This window comes from Anabaena sp. CCY 9613 (genome assembly GCF_963920895.1).
Lineage (GTDB): Bacteria > Cyanobacteriota > Cyanobacteriia > Cyanobacteriales > Nostocaceae > Cyanocohniella.
This window is the reverse complement of record NZ_CAWUDE010000004.1, coordinates 118,262-138,715: the sequence shown is the minus strand read 5'-3', so window position 1 is coordinate 138,715 and position 20,454 is coordinate 118,262. Positions and strand designations below refer to the sequence as shown.

Sequence of the window (20,454 nt, the reverse complement as noted above, 5' to 3'; positions counted from 1 at the left end):
ATTTGCTGTTGGGTTCACTATTCCCTTATAGTCCAAAATCTAGGGGAAAATGCTGTAGCAAATTTTTTGTTCTTGACACTCCCCTGGCTAAAGTCGAGGGGATTCTACATTCAATGACTCGCCGTTAGACAGCAGGCTGGCGCCAACCGCCCAAGAGGGCAAATCTCCTGTAGCGTAAATTCCGGTATGCCCTACCGTACTCAGTGCTAGTTTCAAAATGTTAATGCTGGCGTTCAAATCCCTATCTGCCACGTAGCCACAATAAGGGCAAACATGGGTTCTCGTAGATAGAGATTTTTTCACTTTCTCGCCACAGTTAGAACAATTTTGCGAAGTATTGTAGGGAGGAACAGCAACAGTCACTTTCCCATACTTATGCCCAAAATATTCCAACCACAACCTGAAAGTGTACCAGCCAGCATCACTTATACTTTTAGCTAGATGTCGGTTACGTACTAACCCTTTCACATTCAAATCTTCATAGGCTACCAAATCATTAGATTGGATGACGGAGTATGCTAGTCTCTTGCAGTACTCTTTTCGTTGCCTACTTACTCTTAAATGCTTACGGGCATACCTATTTCTAGCTTTGTGGTAGTTTTTAGATTGTCGAACCTTGGCTTTCTTTCTTGCTGTATTGAACTTCTTGGATTGTTTACGATTGGCACGGTTTAACTGTTTTTCAGACTTCCGGTAAAACTGGGGTGAAGGTTCCACATTACCTTTACTATCGGCAATGAAATACTTCAAACCCAAGTCAATGCCAACTACTTGTTCAGTCGGTTGTGTCTCAACTTTAATCTGAACATCAATCGCAAATTGAGCGTAATACCCATCAGCACGACGTACTAAACGGACACGTTTAATTTGCTTGATGTCGTAATAATTGAGGTCATAGGTTCCCTTTAGCTTCAAAGTTCCGACACCTTTCTTGTCAGAGAAAATAATCGCTTTACGATTGGTGGACAGTTTGTACCCAGTAGTTTTATATTCAACTGAGCGACAGTGCTTTTTGAATTTTGGGAAACCTTTTTTACCTTTAACCTTCTTTTTACAGTTGTCGTAAAACCGTGATATCGCAGACCATGCGCGTTCAGCAGCAGACTGTCTAGCCATTGAATTAAGTTTATCAGCAAAGGGAAACTCAGCAGCAAGTACAGCGCAATATTTATTTAATGCATACTTGTCAATTTTTTTGTCTTTGTTGTCCATCCAGTAACGTAAACACTTGTTTTGAATGAACTGACTAGTACGAATAGCATCGTCTATCGCCCTGTATTGCTTATCTTTTCCTTTGACTTTAAACTCGTAAATTATCACTGGTTCGACCTAACCAACTACATATTTATGCTAACACGCTTGGCATAAGCTAATCGCAAAGATAGGCAAAACTTTACGAAGTCCTAAAGGACTTAAATAGCTTTCATCCCTTGCCTAAATTACGGAATACGCAACTACATTGCTGTTCCTCAAGGGTTTTCAGCATTTCCCTTATAAACTATCTTCTTACCTACTCCCCACTCCCCACTCCCTACATTGTAGGTTTTGAGCCTGCATAGGCAGGCTTAAGTTCATCAGGAATAGGGATACCCCTGCAAATAGTTCAAAAGCCCAAAATAAAATATTTTTGACTTTTGACTTTTGATTTTTAACTTTTGACTTCCAAGGTAGCGGCCTTAGCTAGCTACAACTTCAATATCAATTTGTGCTGTGACATCAGAATGCAGCTTAACTTCAGCTTTGTAAGTACCAAGGTGGTTAATATCGGGAATGGTAATCCCCCGCCGATCAATTTCTTGGCTGGTAGCTGCTTGAATTGCTTCTGCAACGTCTTGAGTAGTGACTGTACCAAAAATCGCTTCGTTTTCACCCAGGGGCTTGGCAATTTGCAAGTTGCCAATTTTTTCTAAAGCTGCTTTTTGTTCTAAAGCTTGTTGACGCAGTTCTAATTGCCGTTGACGTTCTTGTTCCCGGCGGCGTTCTACTTGCTTGAGAATACCGGGAGTGGCATGGGTTGCCAATTTTTGAGGAATTAGATAATTACGAGCATAGCCGGGAGCTACATCTACTAAGTCGCCGGATTTTCCCAGCTTGCTAATATCTTGATTTAAAACTAACTGCACGCGTTTCGCCATTGTTTTGGTTTTTCCTGTAAAATCTGATTAACTTGGGCTTCAGCAGCATACCTCACATGAGTGTGGCTGTACCCCAAGCAGCTTGGCTGATACTCTAAAGCTTACAGATCCTAGCGAATCGTAGGGTGCGATCGCAACTATTTGGTGATGAAAAAATCCAGGTGCGATCGCTAATGGCTGCAAATCAAGGTAATTAGTCGCTGAAAACACCCTTTTGAATTTTCCGGACTTGCGTTTTCACTTTATCTAAAGTTACTTGTACCTGAGTTTTTTGCACGGGTGCTGGTATATTTGCCGCAGGTAACGCTGGATTCAAATTACGATAATGTTCCCAAATGTCCCAGTAAGGACAACCAGGTTGAATGCGAATACCCGCCCAGTGCAGATATTGTAGATGCTGGTTAACTGTAGGATCAAATAAAATATGGTCTTCTGTCTGAAAATGGGGAGTTCCTGCCCAATTTCCCGGAGCTTTACCCGTTCTCCTCACTACGTTAAAGCGGCGCGAAATCCGCTTGAGCAACATATAATTGATGATTGGTTGGTCAGAAGTTTTTTCGGAAAAGTCAAAGTATTCTGGATGGTTGGCACATTCGGTAAAGGTTTCGTATAAATCATTTTCCGAGACTAGGTTTTTCTTGGAACCCCAAAAACCACCATTAAAAATCTCTTTGACTTCAGCTTCGGTAAATATTTTTTCTTCTAAAACTTGGGGACTAAAAACATTTTTAATCCCGCCTAAATGTTGATAGTCACAACAAATAAAATCTGATTCTGCTAGATAGTTGAGATTATCAATAATCTTTTCAAAAACAACTATATCTGTATCAATATACAAAAATTCATCAAACGGGCCAAACCAGCAAGCCTGCTTGCGAAATTGATTAGGACGGGCGAAAAATTGCCCCCCAAATGTTTTATGTAGATTCTGGGAAAGTCGGTCAATAAAATCTAAATCTTCGTAAACTTTTACTCCATAATATTTATTGAGAGTATCGGCAATTTTGTGATAATTTTCATCATAAGGAATCATCACAATTGGTGTGTCTGCATCATGCAACCTAATACTATTAAGTAAGGCGATGGCATGATCTGTCACTTTGTCATTAGCAATAATATAAATTCCGCGACTCATTTTATTTACCTCTACCTGCTAATCCTAATTTTTTCAGTACTTTTGTTGTCAAACTGGGAGGGGCGTTATAAACTTTGGGTTTAGTGGTGAATTTTGGTCGCTTATCTGGTTCATGCAAATAGCGATAATGCAAGAAAATATCACGATAAGGAAAATCAATATTTTCTCCTGCACACACTTTATGAAACAGCTTAGAAGATAAGCCAATATAATGTATGTATGTCAGTTTATTGCCTTGATCGTAGAGAATGTTATTTTGGGCTGCAAAATGCTCAGAAGTTACACAACAGCCGGTTTTTTGAGATTCAGGAAGTTCTAGAGCTAAGTTATAGCTAGAAATACCTGAACGCATTACCATATAGTTGAGAATAGTTTGATCAGGCGCCATATCATAGAGAATTTGGGCTTCTCCTTGGCGGAGTTTTTCTAGTAATGATTCTCGGAGCTTGGCATCAAACACACCTTTTTTGGAGCCATAAAAACCAGAACAAAATATTTTTGTTTCCAGTTCTTGGGGTGTAAAGATTTCTGTTAATTTCGCCGATGATTGATCATAAACGTGAGATAAATCAGTATATTGAAAGTCATATACTACCCAATTATAATCATTTAATTTATTAAAAATTTCCGTTAATGGACTCATTAATAAAGTATCAGCATCCATATAAACGAAACGGTCGAAAGGCCCATCAAAAGCGCCATAACGCCTATGAGTACCAACTCGATAATATTTGTCCTTACCTAACTTTAACCACTTTTCTTGCGCCACAGGATGTGCATCCCAAATCTGGCAAACAAACTCATCCCATCTCTGAATCGACTCTCGATCATTGTACAGTTGCACTTGGGGACGATGAGCAATTTCCGCAGTAATTTTTGCAGTGTTGTCGTCATAAGGATAGATGCAAACTGGCATTTCTTGCCCATAAATTGCTTCTATGCTGTTGAGTAAAGCAACGACTTGTTCATAAACAATGTCGTTAGCGAGAGTACAAATACCATCCATATACAGTTCAAGATTTTAAGATAAACATTGTAACCATCGAATCTAAGAGACTTTAGTGACAAATTCAGAAAGCCAATTCAGCAGGTTTAACTTATGTAATATAATTTGTCTAGCTTCTGCGATCGCATCTTTAGCAGCATACCAAGCATCAGGAGTAGCAGTCACTTCCTGAATATAGGCAATACCTTTTTCATCTAAACTGGGTAACCGCAAAAAACTCCCCGGTGGTAGTAATTTATCGGCTGCTGGCCCACCATAGTAAATAGGTAAACACCAAGCTAACAAAGCATCCCATAATTTTTCGCTGACATACCAATTATTATCCGCATAATTTTCAATAGACAAATTGTAATAATAAGGTGCCATTCCATACCATTTGTTACCCAATTCCCCGGATTTTCTAGCCCAGTTTGGTAAATCACGCCCATACAAATCAAATTTAATGTCACTAGATTGTAAGGAATGTAAAAAATCTAGTCTCTGGCGATGGTTAGCGGTGCGATTAATTCCTGAAGTAATCCAACTACAGTTAGCAACTTTTTCCGGTGGTGGCATTTCATTTAATTCCCGAAACGAGTTGCTATGATACCAAATCGCGGGCATATAGTCAGGAACAGGAGCAAAATCATCAGGGCCGGAAACATAACCAGAATACTTTTGTGCTTCTTGGTAATTGCGTTTATTTCTATCTACAACCTCAGTTAATGGTGGTTCCCGCAACAAATAAATTATTCTTTCCTTGCTTACTCCTCGAAGTAAAGAGTCAATATTTAATGGGGGTTTTTGTTGTCGTTTACGAAAATTATCTAACCAGGACTTCTGACTGGGAGGTTTGGGAAAGTCGAACTGATACATCAATAGAAAATCTGGTTTTGATGCTAGCGCCTGCATTTGAATATTGTCCCAAATGCCAAATTGATGGGGGGTTTGTTGCCACAGCCAATCACCCCTTTTTTCCAGAGCGCCATAGCTACTAATCATGCCAACAGTTTTTATATTCATCTGATTTATATTGTATGATTCATCTTAAGAGATAATTTGCGGATGTAGTGATTCATCAACATAACTCAAAATTTTGGCTGCACGATTTTCCCAAGAAAACTGCTGCACATATTCGATGATATCTGCATAACCTTCTACTTTTCTGGGACGAGTTACTAAAATTTGTTTTAAACATTCGGCAAATTTAGTTGGGTTATCTGGCTCACACCAAGCGGTGATGGCTGGAGTATTTTTAAATTCCTTTAATGAGGGAATTTCTGTGGCTACAATGGGATTTCCTGACGCTAAGTAATCAAATAATTTCAAGGGAGATGTAAAAGTTGCCGCCTTACCAGAACAATGAGGGTGAGCTAAAATATCGGCTGCTTGCAGTAAAGATGCTAACTGTTCATGTAAGACGTAGCCTAGAAATATAATATTATCTACCTGCTTTTCTTGTGCTAATTGCTGATAATGTGCTACTTCTGTTGATTTACCACCGGCACAAGCAAATTGTACATTGGGCATTTGTGCTGCAACATCAATCAGGACATCAATACCTTTAAATCTTTGTAATGCTCCTGCATATACTACTAATTGTGAACGGCTATTAATCAGCAGTTTTTCGCGCCATGCTGCTATTTTTTCTGGTTGTCTAATCATAAAAGAGCGATTGAAACCATTATGTAAAGTAATAACTTTTTCTGATGGCATACCGTTTTTAATCATACTTTCACGAATAGTATCGACAACTGTCACAGCAAGTTTAAAAAATGGACTTTTGACAATTTCTGGCTCAAATTGCTTATCTTCGTGATGGTGATGTTCGTAAATTGCCGGAATCCCATTTTTGATGGCTGTTTTGATTAAATTCCAGTTGCGGCTATGAACTAGCTTTGTCTGAGGAAATATATGCACTGGAAAATAATATTTTGTAGCAATAGTATTAGAGTTAGTAAACTTATTTTTAAGATGATCAATAGGCCAAGGCATCGGTAAGGGGGCCACTTTTAATTTATCTTGCAAGTTATAATACTTGATAATTTCTTCTGGTGCTTTTCTGGGACGAAAAGGAAAAGTCAAATTAACCGGGTTAATAGCTTCTAATTTTTTATCAAGGTAGACCAAAACTGTAGAATAACCTAAGTTTGCTGCTCCATTGGCTGCATTGGTTGATTGCACTAAATGAGCTTCGGCTTTTGGTAAATCTCCTTGAATAAAAAAGATATAGTGTTTCTTTAAAGTAGCATTTTTCATATAATTATTTATTATTAAATTCATGTATGAGCTAAGGTATCTAATATCTGATAGTAATACCAATGATTACGTTCACGATTTTCATTCAGGCTCTCAGGATAAGATTTACAGTCTTTGAGATAATCTTGCCAGTTGTCAATTTTACAAGAGAATTTATTTTTATAATGGAGTTCTAGCAATGTTTTATTAAATATTGATAGCTTGAATTTATTCTGAAACCACTTTTGAATAGGGAAGATGCCAGTAGGATGTTTGAGCGTACTAAATTTGCTACTAAAAGGAAAAGATAACACTTTTCTACCAAGTAATGTACCCCAGTATGCCCCATGATAAGAACTAGTTAATATAGTTTCACCTGAACCGAGAAAATCTAAAATTTCTTCAATATCTTGGTTATTATTAGTCAAATGGGGAAAATTACCAATTTTAATCTGAAATTTTTTATGTGAAAAAACTACAAATTCATGTTTAATTTCGCGCTTTTTATCAAATCCTGGGTGCATACAACTACAACAAGGAACCCAATTATATTTATGATTAAAATCACGAATACCCACTAAATCGAAATTTTTCAAATATTGAGAATAGTCAAAATTATCCAATTCCTGAATTTTGCCCGAAGTACCATAAGCTTGCTGACCAATTCCCCAAGCGATTAACTTGGTATGTGCTTTTGATTCAATAAGTTTTACAAACGAATTTAAAAATGGAGAGTATAAAAGTCCCCCTCCACCCACAATAATGTGTTTATCTTTGATTTCATCAATGTTAATTGTCCGAATATCAGCTTGTTCAACAGTATATCCAGGAAAGGAAAAATATTTTGTAGGTGCGGAAAATAAATCTCCGATATTAGTGGGATCAATCACATGGTAATTAATAATTGATTTCATTTTCTTCTATTTTTTCAACAGTAATATAGTTTGGTTTTGTCATAAAATATTTAAAGATTTCAACTAAAATGTGTGGGTTGCTCAATAAAGCAAATAAATTAACAAGCGGGTATTTCCACTTGGGTATCAAAGTAAGTACTGACAACATCATTCATTTCCGACATAAATTTCTGGGTAGAAAATAAATATTTTTGAGTATTTAAGGATTGAATTAGTTGATTTTGAATACCCGCATCTTTTAAGACATCAATAATTTTTTCAACAGCTTCTGCTTCGGTATCAAAAAATAACTCTTCATTATCCTGACCAACGATTTCAACTTGTCCACCTTCATTTCTCACAAAAGGAATAGCACCAGCTTTGACCATTTCCGCAATAGAGATCCCAAAAGGTTCTTTTTTGTAGTGAATGCCATACTTACATTTCGCTAAAACTTTAATGTATTCTTGATAGGGAAGATTATCATATAAGGTAATCCAAGAAGAGTTTTCTGCTACTAGCTTTTTGATTAAATTAGTATATTGCCATTCATAAATTCCCCCACCTCCACCTGTGATATATAGTTTAATATCAAATCCTTGCTCACGAACCAATTGGAGAATTTTGATTACTTTGTGGGGCTGTTTAGGTTGGACAATTCTACCACTACAGATAAAGGCATTTTCTTTCTCAACCCAAGGTATATTTGGCGGATCTAGGACAACAGGAGGATAGACTACCTTGGCGTTAACACCATAATGTCTTTTTACTGCCTCTGCGACACAATCAGAATTAGCTATAGATATATTCTGGGTTAGCTGTTCTTGAGAAAAATTTGAGACTTTTCTATGAAAATCTTTACCTTCGAGAACTTTTACCCAATGTATATATTGAATTCCTATTTTACCCATATCCATCGCATTGTATGCAGACATTACTAGGTCATATTTCTGGCTATTTTCTTTAAAAATACGAATTAAAAAATGAAAAAATAACATTCTGGCATCTTTGTTTTTTACCATCATAAAATAACAAAATACCGCCAGGAAATTTGGCAATATCGTTTTAATTTTTAAATCGTCATTTGATATACTGGTCCCATACATAGAATTGAGTTTTTCAATTTCAATATCTCCCAGAGTAAATAACGTTAGCTCATATTTATCCTTTAATGCTTGGATTATCCATAATCCTACTGCCTCTGCACCGCCACCCATAAAATATGGGTAATAAATAGCTATCTTTTTCATAATTAAATAATTTATTTAGTTGTGTGATATTTTATATTAGCGATTACCATCTATAATCGTCAATGAAATTCTGAGGTTACAAAAAAATTATGCTTTATCCGAAGATGAATTTAATTAATGCTAATTAAATATTCTTTTACACTTGAATTTTTTCCAGGCTTTCTACTTTATCTAGAAGATAAATAGATAAGTTATAGCAATTAGCAATTAATTCATCTTCTTCTTGAGCATTATCTGTTAAATTATCGGCTAATAACACTAAGGTAGCAACCATGTTATTGAGTTTTCTTTGAAGTTCATCAAACATTTGGCTAAAACTTTCGTCATGCTCTTGAATACTATAACTTTTGCCTATTAAAAAAGATGGTGGTAAGTTATTTTGGGATTGAAAACTTTCCTGAAAAATCTCAACGTTTGTGATAATCCTCAATGTTGACTTGTAAGATTCATTCAGTAACTCTTGACGTTCTTGAGCATCATCTACCATGCCATCAGCTAATAATCTTAGGCAACCAATGATGGAGTTCAATCGTGTGCGAATTTCGTAGGAAATACGAATGAAAGATTGATGAGATTTAGTGGAAGTTTCTGCCTGTTCGCCAAATTGCATTGTGTAGAGACGTGAGTAGTAACCACCTTTTTGTAAAAGTTCTTCATGGGTTCCTATTTCCACTACATTTCCTTGATCAAATACGGCAATTTGATGAGCTTTTTGGACTGTAGAAAGGCGGTGGGCAATTACTAAGGTTGTGCGATCGCGGCTTAAATCATCGATGGCTGATTGCACTAAACGCTCAGAAACAGTATCTAAGGCGGAAGTAGCTTCGTCTAAAATCAGAATTTCGGGATCTTGGAGTAAAGCACGTGCTATGGCTAAACGTTGGCGCTGTCCTCCAGATAACATGACGCCGCGATCGCCTATCATGGTGTCAAAACCATGGGGCAATTTGCTAATAAATTCATAGGCATTTGCCCGCTTGCTGGCGGTAATAATTTCTTCTTCGCTAGCACCGGGTTTGCCATAGGCGATGTTATGTTTTACCGACTCATTGAACAAAAAGGTATCTTGACTAACAATACCCATCGCTTTACGCAGAGTTTTAATATTAAATTCGCGGATATCAACCCCATCGATAGCAATGTAGCCAGATACGGGGTCATAAAATCTGGGCAAAAGATCAGCTAGGGTGGATTTACCGGCACCTGAACTGCCCACCAAAGCTAGAGTAGTACCTCGTGGTAAGTATAAATCTACATCCTTCAGCACCAACTTATCATGATTAGGATATGCGAAAGATAGATTATTAAAATGTACTCCTTCTTGTAATTTTGTGTAAGATAAATTACCGTTGCCCATGAATGGCTTATTATGCCGCTGTAAAAACTCAGCCACCATATCCACACTAGCTGAGTTATTCGCAAAGCTACTGCGAAGAGTATTTAACTGCGATACAAAAGGTAACAGCCGCAAGAGTACTAATAAATATGTCAACAGAACGGCTGAAAGCGAAGCAACTTGATCGGAAAATAATATTCGTCCTATAAAGACAATCAAAATTAAAGATATGAGTCCAGCAACTTCACTAATTGGTGCAATGATATTGGAATTAACTTGAGACTTAAATTCTGCTGTTTCGCGCTCATCAATTAATTCCTTAATTTTTTGATATGTTAAGTCTTCATTAGCAGTTGCTTTAACTAGGCGAATACCACTCAAAGTTTCTATCAGAGTATTGGTGAGCGTTTTAGACATTTCGGTCAGCACTTTACCAAAATATTTAGAACGACTAATGGCAAACTGATTTACTAAAGTGACAAAAACTAGTAAAACCGTGGAAATAATCGTTAATTGCCAAGATATTGATAATAAAATAAATATAAAAACTAAAATTGTAATTACAAGAATAATTAATTTAATTATATTATTTATAGAAGTAGCTGCACGGGGAATCTCTCCATTTAGGCGATTCATTAAATCGCCAAGTTTCATCTTGGTATAATAATTAAGATCAATATCTAATAATAAATTGATCCCGGCTTTACGCATATCTGATGTGAGTGTCCGAGATACAGAACTAGATGCCAAACTACTGGCGTAGCTAAAGGCATTTTTTAAAAAAATTATAAATATAATTGCTCCCGCCATCATTACCAAACGATAACTTTCAGGAAAATTATCAAATGGCGACATAATAGCTCTAATAATGGGCGGCGCATTAGTTAAATCTATTTCTTGCCCTACGATTTTTAAAACTATTGGCACAATCATTGCTGTACTGATGCCATTAAATAAAGCGCCAGAAAAGCCCAATACTATTGTTAAGAAGATTCTACCTGGATAAGGTTTAGTGAATTTTATTAGTTGATTAAGAGTAGACATATATTTATAATTAACCTTGGCAAATTGACGCGTACTCAAGATTTAGTTTTTTATCTTCAAATGAAAATTCCATGATTTGGCTAACATTTTTATTTTTCCAGTTGTGAAAAAACTTGAGAAAGTGTCGATGCCATAGTATCAACACTATAATATTTAACACACCTTTCTCTAGCCATTTGACCGTTTGCTTGTGCTTCATCTAAATTTTGGAATATATATTTAATCTTTTCAGCTATTTGTTCTGGACAACTAGAATCAACCAAATAACCTGTTTTGCCGAGGATTTCGGGAATATCTCCGACCCTGGTTGCCAAAACAGGTTTCGCCATGGACATACCATCAGTTAATTTCAAAGGAAATTGAGCTAAAGCGGCTGGAGTATTGCGCTGTGGAACCACGACTACATGTGCTGCTGCCACAATTTGAGGCATTTCTATAGATGGATATTTTGGTAACTTGATAATCCAACGTCCCCATTTTTCCATAAGTTGAGCATCATAATCGTCATAAGGACTGCCACCGACAATTACTAACCTTAAATCCGGCTCGTTTAGCAGGTCTAAAGCCATTAATACATCTTCAACTCCTTTGTAGGGTCTGGGCGCACCGGGAAACATTAAAATGCGATATTCCGAAAGTCCATAACGCTCTCTACTTTCTTCAGCATGATACAAATCTGGATTAAACAGATAAGTATCTTTGCCGTTGGGCAAATAAACACCGCCAAATCGCTCTTTTAAAAATTGGGTATGAATTGTAATAGCATCAGCATTTTGTGTCATACCTTCAACCCATTTTAAATAAAGTGGATGATCTGGATATCTCAAAGCACCATTTGTTTTAAAAATATCTCTAAAAATTTGCTTAGGAGAGGGGCGATACTGCCATTTTTCGCCACCATGCCAACTCATTTCCCAGTCATCTATATCTAAAATAATTGGTCGATGATTTTTTAGCTTTTTTAACATAGATAAACCGAAGGTTGTCGGCTTCGGTCGCATAGCATAAATAATATCACCATTAAGTTTTTTCAGAACTTGAGATGCTGAATAGATAAATTGCGGATAGTTATAGCCAATTACATGACTGACCGGAATTTCTGATTGAGGAATTACCGCTGGCTCATCACCAAAAACAAATCCGACAATTTCTACTTGATAATCAAGTTTTTGGAGAGCTTGAGCTAGCAAAAATGAACGAACACCTCCGCCTCCCCATCTACCGGCTCCAGCACTTGATAGATCGCTGACAATTATTGAGACTTTTAATTGAGTTCTTTTTTGCTGTAAACTCACAATTTTTTTTACTTTGGTTGATATTGACTATAAAATTTAATTCAGGATAAAATTGCTAATAAATTAATTCATGGAATTTCTTACGGTTTTTAAACGAATTATTATCATTTATGTCAGTAAATATTTAGGCGAAATCGGTTGCTGATCAAAACAATATTAAAAGTAATTACTTTGATTTTTAAACAAAAAATTTCACAATAAATGTAGCTTTTAATTTACACCTTTACATAGGGAAATTTTACTGATAAATCAAAACGGTTTTTAACGAATTTTTGGATGATTTCAGTGTAAGTACGGTTGTATACTATCATTTTTCATGAAATATGACAGCTATAATCAATAAAATATAGATAGTTTGGTACAACTTGTGCAAGTTGCTCAGTGACTTACTGGACTACAGGATAACTGAAAAATACCAAATATGTACACGAGCAGGGAAGCAGAAGGAATGCAGGTAATCCGTATTGAAGCATTATCAGACAACTACATATTTTTACTACATGATGAGCAACAAAATATTGCTGCTGTTGTTGACCCCGCAGTAGCGGAACCAGTATTGAGAAAACTTGCACAACTGAAAGCAGAGTTAGTGGCAATTTTCAATACTCACCACCATAACGACCATGTGGGTGGAAACAAGCAGTTAATAAAACATTTCCCCAACTTGACAGTGTACGGTGGAGCCGAAGATCAAGGGAGGATTCCTGGACAACAAGTATTTTTACAACAAGGCGATCGCGTGGAGTTTGGCGATCGCGTCGCTGAAGTGTTCTTTGTTCCTGGACATACCCGCGCTCATATTGCTTACTACTTTCCCCCCATAACATCTCGTGAACCAGGCGAGTTATTTTGTGGCGATACGCTGTTTGCTGGCGGTTGTGGTCGCTTATTTGAAGGAACACCGACGCAAATGGTGGCATCCTTGGGTAAATTACGTTCTCTGCCAGATAATACTCGTGTATGGTGTGCCCATGAATACACTTTGAAAAATTTGCAATTTGCCATCACAGTGGATAGTGAGAATGCTGAATTACAAAAGCGCTACCAGGAAGTGAAGGACTACCGTAATCGTCAAGAAGCGACTGTTCCCTCGTTACTGGGAGTAGAAAAACACACCAATCCCTTTTTGCGTTGGGAACAACCATCATTACAATTGGCTGCTAAAAGTACCGATCCCGTGCAAACATTTGCCCGCATCCGGGGAATGAAAGATAGATTTTAGAAACAAAGCCTGCATATGCAGGCTCAAAAATATGATGACGAATTTAGGCACAAAGAGTGAGAATCTTTTCGACCATCTCAGAGTTGACATCTTGATGTTCACCCAAAGCGACAAAGCCGCGCTTTTCAAACCGCTCAATAATTACAGGAATGGTATCTAATCCGACACCGTAGTCAGATAAACGAGTGCGGACACCCACAGACTCGAAGAAGTTACGAGTTTTAGCGATCGCCTCATTCACGCGAGCTTCTTCTGTACCATCGGTAATATTCCAGACTCGTTCAGCGTATTGTAAGAGTTTTTGCCACTTGCGATCGCGCCTAATGGTCAGAGTACTAGGTAGGACAATCGCCAAGGTTTGAGCATGATCTAAACCGTGTAACGCCGTCAACTCATGACCAATCATGTGAGTAGCCCAATCTTGAGGAACTCCTGCACCAATTAACCCATTGAGTGCCATTGTTGCACACCACATGACATTAGCTCTGGCATCATAGTCTTGAGGATTGGCGAAGGTTTTGGGCCCTTCCTCAATCAGTGTTTGTAAAATTGATTCAGCCATGCGGTCTTGCAATGGTGCATTCACTGGATAAGTCAAATATTGTTCCATCACATGGGTATAAGCATCGACAATACCATTGCTGATTTGCCGAGGCGGTAAAGAAAAAGTTGTTTCTGGGTCGAGAACAGAAAACCGGGGAAACACCAAAGGACTGGCGAAAAATAGTTTTTCTTGAGTTTCCCATTTCGTTACAACCGAGTTGGTATTCATTTCTGAACCGGTGGCTGGGAGAGTCAACACAGCCCCAAAAGGTACAGCATCCGTTACAGGTGCTTGTTTCGCCAAAATATCCCAAGGATCGCCCACAAAGGGAGCCGCAGCTGCAATAAATTTAGTACCATCCAGCACCGAACCTCCACCCACGGATAGGAGAAAATTGATACCTTCTTGTCGTACTATCTCCACTGCTTTTAACAGGGTTTCCAAATGGGGATTGGGTTCAATTCCGCCAAACTCAGTTACCTGAAATTCCGTTAACGCAGACTTAACTTGCTCATAAACACCGTTGGTTTTGATGCTACCTCCGCCATAAGTCATCAGAATTTTGGCATCAGCAGGAATTTCCGCAGCAATGTTAGCAATTTGACCTTTGCCAAACAGGATTTTCACTGGGTTGTAAAAAACAAAGTTGTCCATGAGTAAATTCATATAGATACTGATTAATTGTAATCAGGATGAAATTACTCGGCTGAATGTGGGTACTGCCAAATCACCGAAAATATTCTGACTGTTGATCAAAATGAGCGATCGCAAAATTTTACTCTGCTATTCCCCAATATCTTGCAAACGTGCCACCATTTCCGCACGATTGGTAACTTCCAGCTTGCGAAATATCCTCTTCAAAGCTTGCTTAACAGAATTTTCTGTGATCCATAAATTTACACCTATTTTGGCATTAGTTAATCCTTGTGCTACTAAATGGGCAATTTCTATTTCCCGTGCAGTCAAGCGATTAGCCGCATAAAATCTTGATTTTGGCTTTCCTAACATTGCTAGACTAGCTGAAACATGAGTACAAACAGCACTCAAATCAGCAACATCCTGATAATTAAATGCTGGTGTTTCACCCACACGAGCAAAATAAACCGCACCAATTAAATTACCACCACCTACTATTGGCCCAGTCATAATATGTTCATGGTCATAGTAAGCACAACAATTCTGATATAGTTCACATTGCTTCCAGCCTCCTGGAGATAATACCATTTCTTCATGTGCTGGGGCATGATGCTCGGTTACGTAGCGTAACACTGGATCGACTTCCCGACCAACTTTTTCATACAGTTCTACAAAGGTATCAGCATTAGGTAAACCGTGAGTATCTACTGACGCATAGCGTGATTTTTCATCAAATAAATAAATTCCCCAACGTTGAATGTGAAAATGCTCACCAACTCCATCCATAAAACACATTCTAAGTTGGTGCTGATTGGAAGCAGAGGCTAAAGCTTGAAAGAGCAAGTGAAGAGAATTAGCCATTGAAATCAAAGTGTACCCGAATGAGGACTATACTGCCTCGATTTTCACTTTTAGCATAATTCATAACCTTGCACAAAAGCGAACAATGGCAAATTCAACTACACATCACATTGGTTTAGTTATATACCCAGGTATGACACAACTTGATATTACGGGACCACATCAGGTATTTGCCATGATGCCTAATACTAGTGTTCATTTATTGTGGAAAAATTTGCAGCCAGTTACCAGTAATGAGGGGATGACAATTTTACCCACAACCACCTTTGATCAATGTCCATCACTTGATGTTGTGTGTGTTCCTGGTGGTGCTATGGGACAGGTAGAAATGATGCGGGATACCGAAGTGCTAGACTTTCTCCAGCAACAGGGCAAAATAGCAAAATATATTACTTCTGTCTGTACTGGTTCATTAATTCTGGCGGCGGCTGGATTACTACAAGGCTACAAAGCTGCTTGTCATTGGGCATTTCGGGAGCAATTAGCAATGTTAGGAGTGGAAGTTGTTAATGAAAGAGTAGTAGTTGATCGCGATCGCATTACTGGTGGTGGTGTGACGGCTGGTATTGATTTTGGCTTAGTGGTTACAGCTCATTTGTGTGGTGAGGATACAGCCAAGCTGATTCAGTTGTTGTTGGAATATAATCCTGCACCACCTTTTAACGCTGGTTCTCCAGAAAGTGCAGGAGAGGCTGTAGTTCAGCAGGTAAGGAAATTAGGAAATCAGCTGATTACAGCATCCTTGATGCAGACAAAGCAAACTGCTAAGTTTTTGGGAATTCGTAATTCATAATTAAGAAGCTATTGCAGCGAAATTAAATGCAGTTTTGCCACCATCTCGCTACGAGCTGAAACCCCTAATTTGCGAAACATCCGTTTTAAGGCTTGCTTGACAGAATTTTGGGTAATCCACAGTTTTCCACCAATTTCGGCATTTGTTAACCCCTGCGCGACTAATTCGGCAATTTCTAACTCCCGCGCGGTGAGAGGACTAGCTAACTGAGAATTAGATATTTTGGGAGGTTTTGCTCTGAGAGTTGCTAGTTTTGCTGATAGATGAATACACAAGGCGCTTAAATCAGCTAAATCATCAGCATCAAAAGGGGGATTACCCTTATCCCTTGCTAAGTTGAGTGTGCCTACAAGTCTACCATCGCAAACAATGGGCCCGGTCATTACGTGTTCATGGTCATGGCGTGAGCAAAAATTTTTCCAATCTCCTGGGGATAATACTGATTGTTCATGGGCGGGAGCGTGACGTTCAACCACATAGCGCCCGACGGGATTGCTTTCCATACAGACTGCGGGAATAGCCTGGGGATAAATATCAGCTGTGGGTTGTTCATCGAGAAGATAAATCCCCCAATGTTGCACGCCAAAATGTTCGCTAATTTTATCCGTCAGAGCTAGTCTTAATTCTGACTCATTGCGGACATTAGCGATCGCTTGAAATACGGCGTGAAGAAAATTAGGCATAAGTGTACCCACTTGGGGACTATGCGGAGCTTCAGAATACTCTTATGCTAATACCAGCAAAGATAAAAAGCTAATAGAATTAGTCAAGCTAGGAGAAGCATATGACAGTAACAAAACTCTCTGCTCAGGAACTTTTCCGGGCTGCTTATGAGAACCGTTACACTTGGGACAAGACTTTCCCCGGTTATACCGCAGATATTACCTATAAATATGACGACAAAGTATTTACTGGTAAAGTGGTCATCGACGCTAACCTGAAGGCGGAAGTATTGGACGTAGATGACGAGCAAGCAAAAAAATCAATTCATGGACAAGCGTGGGAAATAGCTATTCACCGCGTCCGTCGCAGCTTTGAAGAAACCCATAGTACCAATACTTTTAGCTATGGTGACACTGACGAAACCGGCGCCACTGAAATTTTAGTTGGTGGTAAGTCAGAAGGTGATAAATACAAAGTCCGCAATAATGAGGTTTGCCACGTTCACCGTTTAATTCACGGTACCTTCGTAACAATTAACACATTCAGTAGTCACGATACAGGGGCAGGTTATCTATCCCATACTTATGACTCTGTGTATCATGACCCCAAAACTGGGGAACAAAAAGGTGGTAGAAGTGAGTTTACCGATGAATATGAAAAAGTTGGTGACTATTCCATTTTGAATCGTCGGGAGATTCGCACTGAAGCCGCAGGCAAAATATCTGTTCAAGAATTTGTGTTCTCTAACATTCAATTGTTAGAACCTGTTGCAGCTTAAGCTAAAACGTAAAGCTGAAGCTAAAAGCGATCGCACTTCGTACATGGGAGGCGATCGCTTTCAGTTTATCGTTACTTAATAACGATGCTATTGATTATTGATGCGGATAATTTATGCAGGAATTAACACTGTATCAATAACGTGAATGACACCGTTATCAGCAGCGACATCGGGTGTTGCAACATTAGCATCATTGATTTTGACACCATTGGAAGCGTCAATATTCACTTTGCTGCCTTCAACAGTAGTCGCTGACTTCATCTTAACTACGTCGGCTGCCAATACTTTACCTGAAACAACGTGATAAGTCAGGATTTTCTTCAGCTTAGGAATGTCCTTGAGTAATGCATCTACTGTACCTGCGGGAAGTTTAGCAAATGCTTCATCAGTAGGAGCAAAAACGGTAAATGGGCCGGAACCTTTGAGGGTATCCACTAAACCAGCAGCTTTGACAGCCGCAACTAATGTGTTAAAGGAACCAGCGTTTACGGCGGTATCAACAATGTCAGCCATGTTTTTAATTAACTTTTTTTACATTTCATCACAAATCTAAACGTTCCTTAAATATAAAGTCTCTATCTAAAGACATAAGTCCATCCATATGAATTGAATTATACTGAGTATTATACAAACACAAAGCCCAGTTGAAAATACTTATTTCAAATAATTTAGGACTTACGCAACTGGCATATTATTCGTCAGCTTATAAAATCTCTATGGGCCGCTACAAGCATCTGAGCCTGCCTTAAAACATTGCCAAATAAATAAGTAGGAATCTGCCAGGCTGCAACGGTCACTTCTTTAGTAATGTCTTGGACGCTAATTGCGATTAATTCATGATCTGGTGGCTCTCCCTCAATCGCACCAGACCAAGTAAAAGCTAACAAGAAATCATCGTATCCAGGTAAAGATGCAACTAAGCACTCTTCTGGTACTGCTTGACAATTAATCCCGTATTCATTGGCCAATGCTATTAATTTTTGATAATTATTTAAATTTGTCATTTGTCTTTGGCGTTGCTGTAACAGCAGCTACTATCAAATTTCCTTAACTAGTGAAGATTCAAGTTTCTGCTGCAAATTGGAGTTCGTCAAGTGGAATCTTACTGCAAATGCTTAGTTTCATTAGCAACAATTACTACAGTTTTTAAACGTTTTATTTGATTTTATTTTTCAATTTAAAGGAGTGCAGAGGTTTCATGAAAGCTTTATGCTGCGTGTGGGAAAAAATTGGGTTGTTCCTATGTATTGAAATGTATTGATATGTATATATATGTTGCTTGATAGTTGGCATTAAGCAAGTTACTTTAGATACTTATCACATAAAAAATTCCGCCCATGCGCCTGACTTCATTGGATGTGTTTCGCGGTATTACTATTGCTGGCATGATTCTTGTCAACATGGCAGGAGTTGCAGGTAATGTCTATCCGCCCTTAGCCCATGCCGATTGGCACGGTTGCACACCCACAGATTTGGTATTTCCCTTCTTCTTATTTATTGTCGGTGTAGCCATGACTTTTTCTTTGGCAAAGTATACCGAAGTCAACAAACCCACATCAGACGTTTACTGGCGGATCTTGCGCCGCGCCGCCATACTTTTTGCCTTGGGGTTGATACTAAATGGCTTTTGGAATCAGGGTATTGGGACTTTTAATGTAAGTAATATCCGCATTATGGGAGTGTTACAAAGAATCAGTCTTACATATCTGTTTGCCTCCCTCATAGTCCTTAACCTCCCTCGCAAAGGGCAATGGATACTGGCAGGTATATTACTCATAGGCTACTGGCTAACGATGATGTATGTCCCAGTTCCCGATTATGGTGCAGGTGTACTGACGCGGGTAGGTAACTTTGGCGCTTATATTGACCGCTTAATTATTCCCCAGGCTCACTTATACGCAGGTGACGGTTATAAAAATTTAGGAGATCCAGAGGGACTATTTAGCACTATTCCCGCCGTCGTTAATGTCCTGGCTGGCTACTTTACAGGGCAATGGATACGCAATCAGCCAGTCAAATCTCGCACAAGTTTAGGGTTATTATTATTTGGGATTGGTTGCTTAATTATTGGTTGGGCGTGGGGTTGGATATTCCCCATCAACAAGAAATTATGGACAAGTTCCTATGTTGTCTTCAGCAGTGGTTGGGCATTACTATTACTAGCAGCTTGCTATGAACTCATCGAAGTCCGACTGATTCGTCGCTGGGGTCAGCCTTTTGAAGTGATGGGCTTAAATGCGATCGCACTGTTCACTGCATCGGTTTTATTAATTAAAATCTTAGTTAAAACCAAAATCGGCACGGGTGAAAATGCCATCACCACCTATAATTGGATTTACCAAAATATTTTCGCATCTTGGGCAGGTACTTTCAACGGCTCATTCTTATTCGCCCTAGTAACCGTTTTATTCTGGTTAGCAATTGCTTATCTCATGTATAGCCAACGCTGGTTTCTCAAAGTTTAAACTCTGTGCGATGCCACTTGCTACAAGTCGCTTAACCCGCCCAACGCAGTGGCTCCTCTGGGTGAAATTTAAAGTCACATCTTCATTATATTCACAAGAAACCTATATCTTTTGCTGCCTGTTGGGTATCGCTATTGCTCCACCCAACCTACAAATTTTGGATCTTATTCAATCCCCAATC

Annotated in this window: 19 protein-coding genes; 4 read left to right on the top strand and 15 right to left on the bottom strand. The window is 38.6% G+C overall.

From position 1 onward, the window contains the following. Positions 1–87: 87 nt before the first annotated feature. The 10 genes from ACM0OT_RS06130 to ACM0OT_RS06085 form a co-directional block, all read right to left on the bottom strand. Positions 88–1,320: an RNA-guided endonuclease InsQ/TnpB family protein gene (locus ACM0OT_RS06130; RefSeq protein ID WP_414563520.1), complete on the bottom strand. Its 1,233-nt coding sequence runs from the start codon at positions 1,318–1,320 to the stop codon at positions 88–90. A gap of 356 nt (positions 1,321–1,676) precedes the next feature. After that, positions 1,677–2,135 (bottom strand): 50S ribosomal protein L9, encoded by a 459-nt coding sequence (gene rplI / locus ACM0OT_RS06125; protein WP_414563519.1) that lies wholly within the window; start codon positions 2,133–2,135, stop codon positions 1,677–1,679. Between the two features lie 193 nt (positions 2,136–2,328). Further along, on the bottom strand, positions 2,329–3,270 hold the full coding sequence (locus ACM0OT_RS06120) for an Npun_R2821/Npun_R2822 family protein (protein ID WP_414563518.1): 942 nt from the start codon (positions 3,268–3,270) through the stop codon (positions 2,329–2,331). Position 3,271: 1 nt separating this feature from the next. After that, positions 3,272–4,276 carry an Npun_R2821/Npun_R2822 family protein gene (locus ACM0OT_RS06115; protein WP_414563517.1) on the bottom strand — a complete coding sequence of 335 codons (1,005 nt, stop codon included), beginning with the start codon at positions 4,274–4,276 and terminating at the stop codon, positions 3,272–3,274. Between the two features lie 42 nt (positions 4,277–4,318). Continuing rightward, positions 4,319–5,278 (bottom strand): glycosyltransferase family 10 domain-containing protein, encoded by a 960-nt coding sequence (locus ACM0OT_RS06110; RefSeq protein ID WP_414563516.1) that lies wholly within the window; start codon positions 5,276–5,278, stop codon positions 4,319–4,321. Between the two features lie 24 nt (positions 5,279–5,302). Beyond that, positions 5,303–6,514: a glycosyltransferase family 4 protein gene (locus ACM0OT_RS06105; RefSeq protein ID WP_414563515.1), complete on the bottom strand. Its 1,212-nt coding sequence runs from the start codon at positions 6,512–6,514 to the stop codon at positions 5,303–5,305. A gap of 20 nt (positions 6,515–6,534) precedes the next feature. Next, positions 6,535–7,407, bottom strand: coding sequence for a hypothetical protein (locus ACM0OT_RS06100; RefSeq protein ID WP_414563514.1), 873 nt, complete (start codon positions 7,405–7,407; stop codon positions 6,535–6,537). A 98-nt stretch (positions 7,408–7,505) separates the two neighbouring features. Then, entirely contained in the window at positions 7,506–8,636 is a 1,131-nt protein-coding gene (locus ACM0OT_RS06095) for a glycosyltransferase (RefSeq protein ID WP_414563513.1), read from the bottom strand. Positions 8,637–8,772: 136 nt separating this feature from the next. Beyond that, on the bottom strand, positions 8,773–11,016 hold the full coding sequence (locus tag ACM0OT_RS06090; protein WP_414563512.1) for an ATP-binding cassette domain-containing protein: 2,244 nt from the start codon (positions 11,014–11,016) through the stop codon (positions 8,773–8,775). Between the two features lie 89 nt (positions 11,017–11,105). Continuing rightward, positions 11,106–12,311 (bottom strand): glycosyltransferase family 4 protein, encoded by a 1,206-nt coding sequence (locus ACM0OT_RS06085; RefSeq protein ID WP_414563511.1) that lies wholly within the window; start codon positions 12,309–12,311, stop codon positions 11,106–11,108. A gap of 448 nt (positions 12,312–12,759) precedes the next feature. Here ACM0OT_RS06085 and gloB point away from each other — a divergent pair, with 448 nt between their 5' ends. Further along, positions 12,760–13,533 (top strand): hydroxyacylglutathione hydrolase, encoded by a 774-nt coding sequence (gene gloB / locus ACM0OT_RS06080; protein WP_414563697.1) that lies wholly within the window; start codon positions 12,760–12,762, stop codon positions 13,531–13,533. A gap of 43 nt (positions 13,534–13,576) precedes the next feature. On the opposite strand, the gene ACM0OT_RS06075 is transcribed toward gloB, so the two are convergent. After that, positions 13,577–14,731, bottom strand: coding sequence for an iron-containing alcohol dehydrogenase (locus tag ACM0OT_RS06075; protein WP_414563510.1), 1,155 nt, complete (start codon positions 14,729–14,731; stop codon positions 13,577–13,579). Between the two features lie 129 nt (positions 14,732–14,860). Then, complete coding sequence (locus ACM0OT_RS06070; protein ID WP_414563509.1) at positions 14,861–15,574, bottom strand: LuxR C-terminal-related transcriptional regulator; 714 nt, start codon at positions 15,572–15,574, stop codon at positions 14,861–14,863. 85 nt (positions 15,575–15,659) lie between these two features. Between ACM0OT_RS06070 and ACM0OT_RS06065 the strand changes: the two genes are divergently transcribed. Next, a complete protein-coding gene (locus ACM0OT_RS06065) occupies positions 15,660–16,367 on the top strand; it encodes a DJ-1/PfpI family protein (protein WP_414563508.1) in 708 nt (235 codons plus the stop codon). Between the two features lie 8 nt (positions 16,368–16,375). Here the strand turns inward: ACM0OT_RS06065 and ACM0OT_RS06060 are convergent, their stop codons facing one another. Then, positions 16,376–17,050, bottom strand: a complete 675-nt coding sequence (locus ACM0OT_RS06060) for a LuxR C-terminal-related transcriptional regulator (RefSeq protein ID WP_414563507.1) — start codon at positions 17,048–17,050, stop codon at positions 16,376–16,378. Between the two features lie 101 nt (positions 17,051–17,151). Between ACM0OT_RS06060 and ACM0OT_RS06055 the strand changes: the two genes are divergently transcribed. Next, positions 17,152–17,808, top strand: coding sequence for a DUF3386 domain-containing protein (locus ACM0OT_RS06055; protein ID WP_414563506.1), 657 nt, complete (start codon positions 17,152–17,154; stop codon positions 17,806–17,808). Between the two features lie 111 nt (positions 17,809–17,919). Here ACM0OT_RS06055 and ACM0OT_RS06050 read toward each other — a convergent pair whose 3' ends face one another. Together ACM0OT_RS06050 and ACM0OT_RS06045 are read right to left on the bottom strand one after the other, a co-directional pair. Next, positions 17,920–18,321, bottom strand: a complete 402-nt coding sequence (locus ACM0OT_RS06050) for a fasciclin domain-containing protein (protein WP_414544013.1) — start codon at positions 18,319–18,321, stop codon at positions 17,920–17,922. 185 nt (positions 18,322–18,506) lie between these two features. Next, positions 18,507–18,812: a hypothetical protein gene (locus ACM0OT_RS06045; RefSeq protein ID WP_414563505.1), complete on the bottom strand. Its 306-nt coding sequence runs from the start codon at positions 18,810–18,812 to the stop codon at positions 18,507–18,509. Positions 18,813–19,145: 333 nt separating this feature from the next. Here ACM0OT_RS06045 and ACM0OT_RS06040 point away from each other — a divergent pair, with 333 nt between their 5' ends. Continuing rightward, entirely contained in the window at positions 19,146–20,273 is a 1,128-nt protein-coding gene (locus ACM0OT_RS06040) for an acyltransferase family protein (protein WP_414563504.1), read from the top strand. Positions 20,274–20,454: the final 181 nt, after the last annotated feature.

Bases quoted from the DNA above. Each gene is read 5' to 3' on its own strand.
- rplI (WP_414563519.1), bottom strand. From the start codon at position 2,135: ATGGCGAAACGCGTGCAGTTAGTTTTAAATCAAGATATTAGCAAGCTG.
- ACM0OT_RS06120 (WP_414563518.1), bottom strand. From the start codon at position 3,270: ATGAGTCGCGGAATTTATATTATTGCTAATGACAAAGTGACAGATCAT.
- ACM0OT_RS06115 (WP_414563517.1), bottom strand. From the start codon at position 4,276: ATGGATGGTATTTGTACTCTCGCTAACGACATTGTTTATGAACAAGTC.
- ACM0OT_RS06110 (WP_414563516.1), bottom strand. From the start codon at position 5,278: ATGAATATAAAAACTGTTGGCATGATTAGTAGCTATGGCGCTCTGGAA.
- ACM0OT_RS06105 (WP_414563515.1), bottom strand. From the start codon at position 6,514: ATGAAAAATGCTACTTTAAAGAAACACTATATCTTTTTTATTCAAGGA.
- ACM0OT_RS06100 (WP_414563514.1), bottom strand. From the start codon at position 7,407: ATGAAATCAATTATTAATTACCATGTGATTGATCCCACTAATATCGGA.
- ACM0OT_RS06095 (WP_414563513.1), bottom strand. From the start codon at position 8,636: ATGAAAAAGATAGCTATTTATTACCCATATTTTATGGGTGGCGGTGCA.
- ACM0OT_RS06090 (WP_414563512.1), bottom strand. From the start codon at position 11,016: ATGTCTACTCTTAATCAACTAATAAAATTCACTAAACCTTATCCAGGT.
- gloB (WP_414563697.1), top strand. From the start codon at position 12,760: ATGCAGGTAATCCGTATTGAAGCATTATCAGACAACTACATATTTTTA.
- ACM0OT_RS06075 (WP_414563510.1), bottom strand. From the start codon at position 14,731: ATGGACAACTTTGTTTTTTACAACCCAGTGAAAATCCTGTTTGGCAAA.
- ACM0OT_RS06070 (WP_414563509.1), bottom strand. From the start codon at position 15,574: ATGGCTAATTCTCTTCACTTGCTCTTTCAAGCTTTAGCCTCTGCTTCC.
- ACM0OT_RS06065 (WP_414563508.1), top strand. From the start codon at position 15,660: ATGGCAAATTCAACTACACATCACATTGGTTTAGTTATATACCCAGGT.
- ACM0OT_RS06060 (WP_414563507.1), bottom strand. From the start codon at position 17,050: ATGCCTAATTTTCTTCACGCCGTATTTCAAGCGATCGCTAATGTCCGC.
- ACM0OT_RS06055 (WP_414563506.1), top strand. From the start codon at position 17,152: ATGACAGTAACAAAACTCTCTGCTCAGGAACTTTTCCGGGCTGCTTAT.
- ACM0OT_RS06050 (WP_414544013.1), bottom strand. From the start codon at position 18,321: ATGGCTGACATTGTTGATACCGCCGTAAACGCTGGTTCCTTTAACACA.
- ACM0OT_RS06045 (WP_414563505.1), bottom strand. From the start codon at position 18,812: ATGACAAATTTAAATAATTATCAAAAATTAATAGCATTGGCCAATGAA.
- ACM0OT_RS06040 (WP_414563504.1), top strand. From the start codon at position 19,146: ATGCGCCTGACTTCATTGGATGTGTTTCGCGGTATTACTATTGCTGGC.